At 72.6% G+C, this 12,259-nt stretch carries 11 protein-coding genes; 7 read left to right on the top strand and 4 right to left on the bottom strand.

Features of this window, described 5'->3' with window-relative positions:
- Positions 1-48: 48 nt before the first annotated feature.
- The gene (locus MKK55_RS00470; RefSeq protein WP_243932738.1) at positions 49-3,486 is read right to left on the bottom strand and encodes an autotransporter domain-containing protein; all 3,438 of its coding nucleotides are present in this window, start codon (positions 3,484-3,486) and stop codon (positions 49-51) included.
- A gap of 464 nt (positions 3,487-3,950) precedes the next feature.
- Here MKK55_RS00470 and MKK55_RS00465 point away from each other — a divergent pair, with 464 nt between their 5' ends.
- Positions 3,951-5,159: an MFS transporter gene (locus tag MKK55_RS00465; protein WP_243932737.1), complete on the top strand. Its 1,209-nt coding sequence runs from the start codon at positions 3,951-3,953 to the stop codon at positions 5,157-5,159.
- An 11-nt stretch (positions 5,160-5,170) separates the two neighbouring features.
- Positions 5,171-5,944, top strand: a complete 774-nt coding sequence (locus MKK55_RS00460; RefSeq protein WP_243932736.1) for a class I SAM-dependent methyltransferase — start codon at positions 5,171-5,173, stop codon at positions 5,942-5,944.
- A 229-nt stretch (positions 5,945-6,173) separates the two neighbouring features.
- Here MKK55_RS00460 and dgcA read toward each other — a convergent pair whose 3' ends face one another.
- Both dgcA and dgcN read right to left on the bottom strand, forming a co-directional pair.
- Positions 6,174-7,160: an N-acetyl-D-Glu racemase DgcA gene (gene dgcA, locus MKK55_RS00455; RefSeq protein WP_243932735.1), complete on the bottom strand. Its 987-nt coding sequence runs from the start codon at positions 7,158-7,160 to the stop codon at positions 6,174-6,176.
- On the bottom strand, positions 7,157-8,176 hold the full coding sequence (gene dgcN / locus MKK55_RS00450) for an N-acetyltransferase DgcN (RefSeq protein WP_243932734.1): 1,020 nt from the start codon (positions 8,174-8,176) through the stop codon (positions 7,157-7,159). Before dgcN ends, dgcA begins: the two co-directional genes overlap by 4 nt.
- Positions 8,177-8,363: 187 nt before the next feature.
- On the opposite strand from dgcN, the gene maiA reads away from it, so the two are divergent.
- The 5 genes from maiA (at position 8,364) to MKK55_RS00425 (ending at position 12,014) form a co-directional block, all read left to right on the top strand.
- Entirely contained in the window at positions 8,364-9,011 is a 648-nt protein-coding gene (maiA, locus tag MKK55_RS00445) for a maleylacetoacetate isomerase (protein WP_243932754.1), read from the top strand.
- Positions 9,012-9,221: 210 nt separating this feature from the next.
- On the top strand, positions 9,222-10,553 hold the full coding sequence (locus MKK55_RS00440; protein ID WP_147727658.1) for an NAD(P)/FAD-dependent oxidoreductase: 1,332 nt from the start codon (positions 9,222-9,224) through the stop codon (positions 10,551-10,553).
- Positions 10,554-10,667: 114 nt separating this feature from the next.
- On the top strand, positions 10,668-11,252 hold the full coding sequence (locus MKK55_RS00435; RefSeq protein WP_243932733.1) for a hypothetical protein: 585 nt from the start codon (positions 10,668-10,670) through the stop codon (positions 11,250-11,252).
- A gap of 133 nt (positions 11,253-11,385) precedes the next feature.
- Complete coding sequence (locus MKK55_RS00430; protein ID WP_147727659.1) at positions 11,386-11,700, top strand: EthD family reductase; 315 nt, start codon at positions 11,386-11,388, stop codon at positions 11,698-11,700.
- Positions 11,697-12,014 carry a hypothetical protein gene (locus MKK55_RS00425; protein ID WP_243932731.1) on the top strand — a complete coding sequence of 106 codons (318 nt, stop codon included), beginning with the start codon at positions 11,697-11,699 and terminating at the stop codon, positions 12,012-12,014. Before MKK55_RS00430 ends, MKK55_RS00425 begins: the two co-directional genes overlap by 4 nt.
- Positions 12,015-12,064: 50 nt before the next feature.
- On the opposite strand, the gene MKK55_RS00420 is transcribed toward MKK55_RS00425, so the two are convergent.
- Positions 12,065-12,259, bottom strand: a 195-nt coding sequence (locus MKK55_RS00420; RefSeq protein WP_243932729.1) for an Hpt domain-containing protein, incomplete at its 5' end; no start/stop codon positions are given.

Genomic DNA, 12,259 nt, shown 5'->3' with positions numbered 1-12,259 from the left:
GGGTGTGATGCCGGCCCGCCCCGGGCCGGCATCCGTCGGCAGGCCGGATCAGAACCGGCAGGTGAGGTTGCCCTTCACCGCGTGGTCCTGCGCCCGCGCGCCGGTCTGGCCGGTATAGGCCGCGCCGAAGGTCACGCCGGACGCCAGGCGGAGGTCGAGGCCGACCTCCGCCACCACCGCGTCCCGATCGATCGGGACGCCCGCCGCCAGGAAGCTCGGGTCCGCACCGAAGGACAGCAGCGCTTTCGGCACCACGTCGCCGTACGCCCGGCGGTAGCCGAGGAGCGCGTGCGCCGAGAGCGGCAGGCCGAGGCTGAGGTCGAACGCCGTCTGCCCGCGCAGGCCCGCCGTCAGGGCACCGAGGTCGTAGTCGCGGGCGGACCCGGTCAGGGCGGCGACGCCGCCGGTCTCCGCGAAGCGGTCGCGGTGGATGCCGACATAGGCGCCACCGACGAAGGGCTCGACGTAGGTCGGGGCCGGTCGCACCGGCACGCCCAGTTCCGCGTCCACCGGCACGGCCGGCGCGGGCGCTCCGACGAGGAACCGGTAACCGATCTCGCCGAAGCCCTGCACCGTGCTGCCGCCGTAGCGGCCGGACGGCGTGTCGGACACGCCCGGAACGACGACGGTGCGGCGGGTGCGCAGGGATTCGTCGGCGTAGACCGCGCCGAGCCGCACCGAGACCGGGCCGAGCTCGTAGCCGCCGTAGACGCCGCCGAACCCGCCGGTGACGCCGGCCGATTCGCGGCGGCCGGCGGTGTCGAGGGCGCTCTCGGCGTAGCCGCCGACGAGCCCGAGCCTGAACCCGCTCGGCAGGCGCAGGTCGAGGCCGGCGGCGAAGCCCGTCAGCGTCCGGTCGAGGCCGAAGGCGTTGCCGCCGCGGGCGCCGCCGAAGGCGCCGAAGCCCTGGCCCCAGACGCCGACCACGGTCGGGTCGAGGATCCGCATCGGCACGGAGTCGACCGGCGGCCGGCTTTCCGGCAGGTCGGCGGAATAGCGCGCCGGCAGGTCGCCGAAGCTCGGCCCGTCCGCCGAACCGGGGGTGACGCCCCAGCGCAGCCGGTCGAGGATCGCCTCGCGGACGAAGAACGCGGTTTGGTAGGACCCGGACACCGCCGAGGCGTGGACGTCGCCGGCAAGCGCCCGGAACGCCCCCTGCGCCTCCGGCGTCGTCAGCCCGACGGTCGCGGCGTAGGCGCCGGCGCCCGGCCCGCCCGCCTGGATCGCGTCGGCGACCGCCGCCGCGTTGCGGGTCGTGGCGATGGCGGAGAACGCCACGTCGTTGCGGGTCAGGTTCAGATCGACCGCGGTCGGCTCGTAGCGGAGCGTCGGCGTCAGGAAGGCGAAGTTCGACGTCGCGCCGGAAAACCGCCCCGACACGCCCCCGGCCGCATCGAGGATCGCGTAGCGGGTGCGCGGGCCGTAGCTGCCGGCTTGGGCCAGCACCTGCACCGTTCCGCCCGCGAGCGTGGCGGTGCTGGCCACCGCGAGGCGGTCGGACCGGCCGGCGGCGTCGGCCTCGACCTGATAGGCCGAGCCCGCCGCGAAGGCGGCGCTGCCCGCGACCGTCAGGGTGCCGATCGAATGGCCGGGCGCCACCGTGCCGCCCGGCAGGACGGCGAGCCCCCCCACCGTGCCCGAGCCGCCGAGCCGGCCGCCCGCGACGGTGACCGCCGAGACGAGCGAGCCGTCCACGGTCAGGGTTCCGCCGTTGACGAGGGTCGGGCCGGCATAGGTGTCGGTGCCGCCCAGCCGCAGGGCGCCGTTGCCGTTCTTGATCAGGCCGCCGGGGCCGGAGATGTCGTTGTTCCAGCTGTCGCTCGCGCCGTAGCCGCCCTGCGACGCGTCCATGGTCACGGAGACGGTGCTGGCGAAGGCGCCGTAGCCGTCGTTGGCGGCGTAGAGGTTGATCCGTCCCCAGCCGTCGTAGGTGTTCCCGTCGAGAAGCGGATACCCCGAGGGCAGGCCGGTGCTCGCCAGCACGTCCGTCCGCTGGGCGTCGGTCAGGTAGGGGAAGCGGGTGAGGAGCAGGACCTGCGCCTGGACCGGGACCTCCGCGGCGGTCATCGCGGCCTGCGGGCCCGTCGGCTGGAAGCCGTAGGTCATCCGCGCGCGGTAGTTCGCCCTGTTCTGCGCGGCGTCGCCGAAGGGGTCGGCGGCGCTCGACGCAGCCGCCACGCAGGCGCCGACGCTCGCGGCCCCGCAGGAGGCCGCGAGGTAGGACTGGGTCTGCCGGTAGGCTTGGTAGACCGCGTAGGCCGCGGCGTTGGCGGGGTTGGTCCAATCGAGCCGGTTGCCGCTCGCGTCGTAGAGCGCGGCGTAGATGTTCGTGGCGGCGATCGCGGTGGCCTCCATGCGGCCGCCCATCACGTCGAGGGGCGAGTGCATGCCGGCGAGGATGCGGTCGTTGCCGAGGTCGGCGGCGCGGGCGAGCAGTTCCTGGAACTGCTGCGGCACCAGGAAGCCGACGCCGAGCGCCTGGAGCGTGCCGGAATTGGTATGGCCGCTCGGAAAGGCGCCGTCCGCGTAGGGGTTGGTGCCGTTGATGACCGGCTGGAGCAGGGCGGGCACGCTGACGGAGGTCGAGACGCGGTAGGGCCGCGGCGCGGTGCCGACGCCCGGCACGTAGTCGCCGACGCCGAAGGTGGCCGGGGTGAAGGTGCCCGCCGCATCGAAGCTGCCGACGTTCGGCGCGGTGAGCGGCCTTCCGCCGTTGGCGTCGATCATCGCCCGGGTCACGGTGAAGCCGCGGACCCAGGCCACGGTGGTGCCGTAGACAACGGGGATGGGGAAGCTCGACAGGTAGGCCGGGACGACGAGGCTCGCGGTGTCGGACGCCCTCAGCGCGGTCCGGTTCGTGATCGCGTTGTAGTTGCCGTAGCGGGGGTCCAGCGGGTCGACGGCCGGCGTCGCGCCCTGGTAGCGCTCGAAGATCCGCTTGGCCGGCTCGGTCGAGCCGTTCGCCCGGACCACGTTGTTGATGAAGCTCACCGCCGCGGCGAGCGGCGTCGCCGTTCCGTTGCCGAAGGTGGTCGTCCCCGCGCTGGCACCGGTGCCCAGGCCGATGTCGGCCGCGTATTCGGACAGCGTCGGCGCGGCGTAGGTGGTGGGCGTCAGACGCGCGGGCGTCGTCCCGCCGAACGAGGCGCCGGCGCCCGTGAGATACAGGCCGGTCAGCGGCCCGAGGCCGTTGAGCACGCTGTAGGGCTGCGCGGTCCGGTCGTCGCGCACCGCCGCAAGCGTCTGGTCGGCGGTGCGCGCCTGCGTCATCGATACGACGGTCTGGTAGTTCTGCGTCAGCACCGCGGGGTCGCCCGTCAGGAGCCGCCCGTAGCTGTCGAACAGGCGGTCGAGGACGGTGCCCGGGCTCACGGACGTGCTGTTGGGAAAGCCCGGCGCCGGCCCTGCCGGAAGCGCCTGCGCGTCCGCACGGGCCGGCAGGAGGACGGTCGCGCCGAGGAGGGCGGCCTTGAGCGGAACGCGCATGGAGGGTCCATTCAAGCGGCGGGGGTCGAAACGGATGACCGGGCGATCGCGCGCCCTGGGCCGCCGGCCCAGTAGAACGCGCGCTCCAGTTGTATCGATGACGTATTCTGCACCCGAGCCGTGAGGTTTCGCCGGGTGATGCCGATGCGGGTGCCGGTGCGACGCCCGTTTCGTCGCTCTGTGCTTGCGGTCACGCTTATCCAGCGGCCGTGTACGTCTTGTGACGGCCCTTCCATCCGGACGCGAATACCCGGCCTCCGGGCTCGCCGCGGGCGATCGTCTTGGCCGATACGCTGGTCGCGCGGCCGGTGCCGGTGCCGCCGCGGCGGGCTCCGGGATCCGTGCGTCGGCCGGGCGGCCGTGGAAAGCGTCGGAATCGAACCGCCCTGCGCCTCCGGCTGTTGACGCCGGCCCGGGACGCGGCCCAACACCGACGCCGCCACCGGAGCCGGAACCAGGAACGCATGAGCGACGGCGTCGAGCTGATCCGATCGGGCACGCCGGTCTTCCGCCGCACGGCGCTGGCGCTGGCGGCGGCCGGGTTCTCCACCTTCGCGGTGCTCTACGGCGTGCAGCCGCTGCTGCCGGTCTATGCCGACGATTTCGGCGTGTCGCCGGCCGAGAGCAGCCTCGCCCTGTCGCTGCCCTGCGGGGTGCTGGCGGTGGCGCTGCTCTTCGTCAGCCCGATTTCCGAGGTGCTCGGCCGCAAGCCGGTGATGCTGGCCTCGCTCTTCGCCTCCGCCCTCCTCACGATCGTCGCCGCGCTGGTGCCGAGCTGGCACGGGTTCCTGGTGCTGCGCGCGCTGACCGGCCTCGCCGCGAGCGGGTTGCCGGCGGTGGCGATGGCCTATCTCGGCGAGGAGATGGACGGGCGCTCGATCGGCCTGTCGATGGGCCTGCTCGTCGGCGGCAACGCGGTCGGCGGGATGTGCGGGCGGCTGATCGCCGGCATCATCGCCGACCACGCCTCGTGGCGGCTCGGGATCGGCACCATCGGCGTTCTGGCGCTGGTCGCGGCCTTCGCGTTCTGGTGGGCGCTGCCGCCCTCGCGCAGCTTCGTCGCCCACCCGATGCGCTGGCGCGAGGTGCCCGGCACCTTCGGCCAGCACTTCCGCGATCCCGGCCTGCCGTGGCTGTTCGCGGAAGCCTTCCTGCTGATGGGCGGCTTCGTATGCGTCTACAACTACATCGGCTTCCGCCTGCTCGACCCGCCGTTCTCGCTGAGCCAGACCGCGATCGGCGCGATCTTCGTCGTCTACCTGTTCGGCACGATGAGCTCGACGCTCACCGGCGAGGTCGCGAGCCGGCTCGGGCGGCGCAAGGTGCTGTGGCTGGCGATCACCGTGGCGATCGCCGGCATCCTGATGACCCTGTCGCAGAGCCTATGGCTCGTCGTGCTCGGCATCGTCGTCGTCACCATCGGCTTCTTCGGCGCCCATTCGGTGGCGAGCAGCTGGATCGGCCGCCGCGCCCTGCGCGATCGCGCCCAGGCCTCGGCGGTGTACCTGTCGCTGTACTATCTCGGCTCGTCGGTGCTCGGCACGATGGGCGGCTGGTTCTTCGCCCATTCCGGCTGGACCGGCGTGGTGGCGTTCGTCGGCCTGCTCTACGGGCTGGCGCTCGCCGTCGCGCTCCGGCTCTCGCGCCTCGCGCCGCTGGCGCCGGCGCCCTGAGGGAGGATCCCATGAGCGCCCCCACGCGCCGCCACGAGACCCACGTCGCCGACCGGTTCGGCGCGCAGGCCGCGTCCTACGTCGCGAGCGCGGTCCACGCCGCCGGCGCCGACCTCGACCGCATCGCCGAGCGCATGCGAACGGTGCGCCCGGCCCGCGCCCTCGATCTCGGCTGCGGCGGCGGCCACGTCGCCTTCGCGATGGCGCCGCATGCCGGCACGGTCACCGCGCTCGACCTCTCGCCCGACATGCTCGCCGCGGTGGCGGCGGAAGCGGGCCGGCGCGGCTTGCCCAACATCACGACCGAGGCCGGCTCGGCCGCGGCGCTGCCGTTTCCCGACGCGGCCTTCGACGCGGTCGCGACCCGCTTCAGCGCGCATCACTGGCGCGACGTGCGGGCCGGCCTCGCCGAAGCGCGGCGCGTGGCCAAGCCCGGCGCGCCGGCGCTCGTCGCCGACATCGTCGCCCCGGACGACGCCCTCCTCGACACCCATCTCCAGGCGGTCGAGCTGCTGCGCGATCCCTCGCACGTGCGCGACTATTCGGTGCCCGAGTGGCTGGCGATGCTCGCCGAGGCGGGATTCACCGTCGACAGGATCACCCACGGCCGCCTGCGCATGGACTTCGCCACCTGGATCGCCCGGATGCGCACGCCCGAGCCGCTGGTCACCGCGATCCGCGCCCTCCAGGCCACCGCCCCCGACGAGGTCGCCCACCATTTCGGCCTCGCGCCGGACGGAAGCTTCTGGCTCGACACGGTGCTGATCGAGGCGGTGGCGGCTTAGGGGCGTCGCAGGCGCCGGGATGGGCCAACCCGTCATTCCGGGGCGCCGCGGGCGAGCCCGGAATCCAGAACTGACGCGCGCGCGAACCGAGGCACCACTTGCGGCTCTGGTTTCCGGGCTCCGCTTCGCAGCCCCGGAATGAGCGCGCCCGATGTCATGACCATCGCGGTGCCCGACCAGCGCGCGCCTCCCTCCCCTCTCTTGCGGGGAAGAGAGAAGCGGCCGCCCCTCACCCCCAAAGGTCCCGCTCCGGCGGATGGATCGTGCTGCCCTCGAACAGCAGGCCCGGCGTGCGGTCGCGGGCGAGGAGCAGCGGGCCGTCGAGGTCGATCGTGTCGGCGTGGTGGGCGAGCAGCATCGCCGGGGCCATGGCGAGCGAGGTGCCGACCATGCAGCCGATCATCAGCGAGAGGCCGCGGGCGCGGGCCTCGTGGGCGAGCATGATCGCCTCGGTGAGGCCGCCGGTCTTGTCGAGCTTGATGTTGATCGCGTCGTAGCGGCCGGCCAGATGATCGAGCCCGGCGCGGTCGTGCAGGCTCTCGTCGGCGCAGATCGGGATCGGGCGCTCGATCCGGCTCAGAAGCCCGTCGTCGTCGGCCGGCAGCGGCTGCTCGATCAGCGTCACGCCGGCGGCGAGGCAGGCCGCGAGGTTGGCCTCGAGCGTCTCCGGCCCCCACGCCTCGTTGGCGTCGACGATGAGCCGGCTGTCGGGCGCGCCGCGGCGCACCGCGGCGATGCGCGCGGGGTCGCCCGCGCCGCCGAGCTTCACCTTGAGCAGCGGGCGGGCCGACGCGTCGCGCGCGGCCGCCTCCATGCTCTCGGGTGTGCCGAGGCTCAGGGTGTAGGCGGTGGTGGCCGGCGACGGCGCCGCGAGCCCGGCGATCTCCCAGGCCGGGCGGCCGGACGCCTTGGCCTCGAAATCGAACAGCGCGCAGTCGAGCGCGTTGCGCGCCGCACCGGGCTTCATCCGCTCCAGCAGCTCGGCGCGGCCGAGGCCGGCGGCGATCGCGTCGCCTTGCGCCTCGATCGCCGCGGCCACGCTCTCGACGCTCTCGCCGTAGCGCGGATAGGGCACGCACTCGCCCCAGCCGGCGACCGCCCGCTCGGCGTCGGCGATCCGCGCGGTGACGACCACGGCTTCCGTGCGGCTGCCGCGGCTGATCGTGAAGGCGCCGGCGATCGGGAAGCGCTCGACGGCGACCGCGAGCCGCCTCACGGCGCGGTCTCCGGGAACTCGGCGATCAGCCGGTCGACGAGGCCCTCGACGCCGAAGCGCACCGGGTCGGTGGCGGGCAGGCCGTACTCGGCGCCGAGCTTCTCGAGCAGCGAGCGGGCGGGATCCTCCTCGAGGGCCTGGGTGTTCACGGCGATGCCGGTGGGCCTGATGCCAGGGTTGGTCAGGCTGCCGAGCTGGATCGTCAGGTCGATCACCTGGCGGATCGAGGGCAGCGGGTGCTGGACGCCGCGCATCGTCGTGCGGCTCGGCTCGTGGCAGACCACGAAGGCGTCCGCCTGCGCCCCGTGCAGCAGCCCGAGGCTGACGCCGGCAAACGACGGGTGGTAGAGCGAGCCCTGGCCCTCGATCAGGTCCCAGTGCTTCGGGTCGGCCGCGGGCGCGATCCACTCCACCGCGCCGGAGATGAAGTCGGCCACCACCGCGTCGATCGCGACGCCGCGGCCGGAGATGAACACCCCGGTCTGGCCGGTGGCGCGGAAATCCGCGTCCATGCCGCGCGCGCGCATCCCCTTCTCCAGCGCCAGCACCGTGTACTTCTTGCCGACCGAGCAATCGGTCCCGACCGCGAGCAGGCGGCGGCCCGGGCGCTTGGTGCCCTTGCCGGTGGCGAAGGTCTCGTCGGTGTGGCGCACGTCGTGCAGCGCCCGGCCGCGGCGCGCGGCCGCCTCGGCGATGGCCGGCACCGCGCCGAGGCGCGCGTGCAGGCCGCTCGCGATGTCGAACCCGGCCTCCAGCGCGGCGACGATCTCGGCGACCCAGTGCTCCGGCAGCACGCCGCCGGCATTGGCGACGCCGATCACCATCGTGCGGCAGCCCTTGGCCAGCGCCTCGTCGAGGGTCAGGTCGGGGATGCCGAGGTCGGCCGCGCAGCCCGGCAGGCGGATCTGGCCGATGCACCAGTCCGGGCGCCAGTCGACGATGCCGTAGGCGGTCTTGGCGGCGAGCCGGTCCGGCACGTCGCCGAGGAACATCAGATAGGGCGTCTCGATCTGCATCGGCCGTCATCCCTTGTCGCGCGCCGTGTCGCGCGCGTCGTCGCGGTCTCGTCCCTATCGCGGGATCGCGTCCGCGGGGCAATGCACGATCACGGCCAGACCGCGCTTCGCCGACGCTTCGCCCTTGCGGCCCGCCCGGTTGTGCGGTGTGGTCCCCGCCGAAACCGATGAAGGGCCATGTGGCATGATCAGGATGTACGGCAACTGGCGCTCGGCCGCCGCCTTCCGGGTGCGGATCGCGCTGAAGCTGAAGGGGATCGCCTACGAGGAGACCTTCATCGACCTCGATGCCGGCGACCAGCACGCGCCGGAATTCCGCGCGATCAACCCGCAGGGCGCGGTGCCCGCCCTGTTCGACGGCGACGGTCCGCCGCTGACCCAGTCGCTCGCGATCCTCGACTACCTGGAGGAGACCAAGGGCGGCGTGAAGCTGCTGCCGGCCGATCCGCGGGAGCGGGCGCGCGCCCGCTCGCTGGCGCAGCTCGTGGCCTGCGACACCCACCCGCTCTACGTGCCGCGGGTGCGCACCTACCTGATGGAGGCCTACGATCTCCCCAGGGAGCGCATGATGGGCTTCGTCCGCCACGCCTTCGAGAGCGGCCTGAAGACGCTGGAGACCCGGCTCTCCACGGAGCCCGGCGCCGGCCGGTTCAGCCAGGGCGACGCGGTGAGCCACGCCGACCTCTGCCTCGTCAGCCTGTGGGTCGGCACGGGCATCTTCGGGGTGGAGACCGCGCCCTACCCCACCGTGGCGCGCATCGCCGAGGCGTGCCTGGCGCTGCCGGCCTTCGCCGAGGCCCATCCCAAGCGCCAGCCCGGCGCGCCGGCCGCGTGAGGCCGCCGCTCGCGGCCGATGCTTGAGCGATAGGCTTGAGGCATGGCCAAAAAATTTTGACGGCGCCCGCCGGATTACGGCCATCCCGGTATGGTCTAGAACCGTTCCGAGATGGCCCCGCCCGGAACGGCGGCACGGGTGGTGCCTGTGCACGGGGGCACCACCGGCGATGAGGCGGCGACGGCCGCACCGAGGAGCAACGAGACAGGCATGGTACCGGGCGAGAACGAACAGGGCCTGCACCGCATCGTCGTGGTCGGCGGCGGCGCGGCGGGCCTTCAGCTGGCGACCAAGCTCGGGGACAAGCTCGGGCGCGGCAAGGACGTCCACGTCACCCTGGTCGACCGGGCGCGCACCCACATCTGGAAGCCGCTGCTGCACGAGGTCGCCGCCGGCAGCCTCGACGTCGGCCACCACGCGGTCGACTACCTACACCACGCCCACCAGCACCATTTCCGCTACCGCATCGGCGAGATGACCGGGCTCGACCGGACGGCGCGCACGATCCAGCTCGCCGCCAGCCACGATGCGGAAGGCCGCGAGATCACGCCGGTGCGCTCGGTCGGTTACGACACCCTGGTGATGGCGGTGGGCTCCACCACCAACGATTTCGGCACGCCCGGGGTGAAGGAGCACGCCATCGCGCTCGACACCCAGGACCAGGCGGTGCGCTTCCACCAGCGGCTGGTGAACGCGATGCTGCGCGCCCACACCCAGGTCGGCCCGGTGCGGCCGGGGCAGCTCCACGTCACGGTGATCGGCGCCGGCGCGACCGGCACCGAGCTTGCGGCCGAGCTGCACCGGACCGTCCGCGACGTGGTCTCCACCGGCATGGACCGGATCGATCCGGCCAAGGACCTCAAGATCACCCTGGTCGAGGCGGCCGACCGCATCCTGCCGGCGGTGCCGCCGCGGCTCTCGTCCGAGGTGATGGCGCTGCTCGCCAAGATCGGCGTCGAGGTCCGCGTCCAGGCGCGGGTCACGGAGGTGCGCGCCGACGGCGTGGCGCTGGCCGACGGCGCGTTCATCCCGTCCGAGCTCGTGGTCTGGGCGGCCGGCGTGAAGGCGCCGCCGTTCCTGCAGGGCCTCGGCGGCCTGGAGACCACCCGCACCAACCAGCTCGTGGTGACGCCGACGCTGCAGACCACCCACGATCCCGACATCTTCGCGGTGGGCGACTGCGCCTACCTCGTCGAGGCCGGCTCCGACCGGCCGGTGCCGCCCCGCGCCCAGGCGGCGCACCAGCAGGCGACCTACCTGATCAAGCAGATCCCCGCCCGCATCGCCGGGCGGCCGCTGAAGCCGTTCAAGTACCGCGACTTCGGCTCGCTCGTCTCGCTCGGCGAATACTCGACGGTCGGCAGCCTGATGGGGTTCATCCGCGGCAAGAACATGTTCATCGCCGGGCTGTTCGCGCGGATGATGTACCGCTCGCTGTACAAGATGCACGAGCAGGCCCTGCACGGCACGGTGAAGACCGCCCTCGACGCTGCCGCCCGCGCGCTCACCCGCCGCACCGAGGCGCGGGTGAAGCTGCACTGAAGCGGTTCGGGGCGTGACGCGTCGTCGCTTCCGAGCGAGTCGGCCGCGTCTCGCCCTGCACCTCGGATGGAAGGCGACGATCGACGGACCCGAGGCGGTGATGCGGAGAACGCCTTGGCCAAGCCGGATCAAGCCATGAGGACGACCAGGCCGGATGCATGGTCGCCGACCTCCATCGCCGTCTTGGCAATGGGCGGGGTCCTCTTCGTGCTTGCCATCCATGCAGGCGGCCCGTTCTTGCTGTTCCTGCCGGCATTCGTGATCTCGGTCATGGCGATCGCGGTCACATGGGTCGCCTGCGATTTCCGGCGACGGCGCATACGCCGTGCGTTTTCGATCGCCGCCGGCATCGGCGTGGCGGTCGGCATCACGTATCACGCGCCTCTCTTCGTGCAGTGGAAGGATAGGAACGCGTTCCAAGCGCGCCAAGCAGAGTTCGTGCGGCAGGTCGAGGATGTACGGGCAAAGCAGACGGCGACGGACCCATTGCAGATCGTCGTGGATTACGACGACGAGTCAGAGTTCGCGACAACGAACGCGTTTCACTACATCATCTATGACGAAACGGACGGAGCAGGACCGTATCGGCGGCTTTACTGGCCGTACGCGAAATCGTCCACTGGCGTCATATCGGTCAATATACCGAGCACCATGCAACATATGACCGGCCATTTCTACAGTTTCCGCGCATCGAACTGACCGGGGCGATCGAAGGCTCGCGAGTCGAAGCACGGCAGTCGTCGGCGGACGGACGCCGTTGCGTCGGGCATCATTCGGTGGTTCCGTGCCGGCGGCGCGCGGCAGACGCGCCGCTAGGGAGTGTTCGATAGCCATGATCCTCGTCAGCGTGATGTATCCGGCCGGTCCCCGGTTCGACATGGACTACTATCTCGGCCACCACATGCCGCTGGTGCGCGAGCGCTGGTCGCCCCTGGGCCTGCACGAGGCCAAGATCGTGCGCGGCGTCGGCACGCCGGACGGCAAGCCGGCCCCGTTCCAGGTGATGGCGCTGCTGACCTTCGAATCGGCCGACGCCTTCACGAAGGCCGCGGCCGAGCACGGCCCCGAGATCTTCGGCGACATCCCCAAGTTCACCGACGCCCAGGCCGCGGTGCAGATCAACGAATTGCCCGAGGCGACCGCGTGATCGACATCGTCCAGGCGGTCCAGGCCGCCGACCCCGGCCTCGGCACCCGCGTGATCGTGCTGCGCCCGGATTCGCGGGCGCTCGCCACCGCCGAGGCGCTGGTGCCCGAGGCCGAGGCCTGGATCGCCGAGAACGCGCCCGGCGCCCGCCTCGTGCGCAAGACCATCCTGCTCGCCCCCTATCCCGGCGCCATGCCGGCCGAGCGCGAGGTCACCGTGATGGCGTTCGCGGAGGCGCAGCACCTTGCCGCCTTCGCCACCGCCTGGACGGCCGACCCGGAGCCCGAGGACGACGCGACCGCGCCGGAGGCGTAGGGGCCCGTCGCCGGTCCCTCCCCCACCTGTGAGGGGGAGGGAAACGGGCGTCAGGCCGCCTTGAGCTTGTGGATCGTGCCCAGCACCTCGGCCCGCTGGATCTCGAGCCGGTGGATGAGCGGGCGCAGGTCGCCGTCGCCGTGGGCGGCGGCCTCGATCTCGCGGCACAGGCGCGACAGCCGGGTGAAGCCCAGCATGCCGGCGGCCGAGACCAGCGCGTGCGCGTCGTGAGCGACCTGGACCCG

The organism is Methylobacterium sp. J-059 (assembly GCF_022829485.1).
In the GTDB taxonomy this organism is placed as follows: domain Bacteria; phylum Pseudomonadota; class Alphaproteobacteria; order Rhizobiales; family Beijerinckiaceae; genus Methylobacterium.
Note: the sequence above shows the minus strand (reverse complement) of the source record. Positions and strands in the feature narration are given on the sequence as shown.

Coding starts and splice junctions, on each gene's coding strand:
- MKK55_RS00470 (WP_243932738.1), bottom strand. CDS start 3,486: ATGCGCGTTCCGCTCAAGGCCGCCCTCCTCGGCGCGACCGTCCTCCTG.
- MKK55_RS00465 (WP_243932737.1), top strand. CDS start 3,951: ATGAGCGACGGCGTCGAGCTGATCCGATCGGGCACGCCGGTCTTCCGC.
- MKK55_RS00460 (WP_243932736.1), top strand. CDS start 5,171: ATGAGCGCCCCCACGCGCCGCCACGAGACCCACGTCGCCGACCGGTTC.
- dgcN (WP_243932734.1), bottom strand. CDS start 8,176: ATGCAGATCGAGACGCCCTATCTGATGTTCCTCGGCGACGTGCCGGAC.
- MKK55_RS00440 (WP_147727658.1), top strand. CDS start 9,222: ATGGTACCGGGCGAGAACGAACAGGGCCTGCACCGCATCGTCGTGGTC.
- MKK55_RS00430 (WP_147727659.1), top strand. CDS start 11,386: ATGATCCTCGTCAGCGTGATGTATCCGGCCGGTCCCCGGTTCGACATG.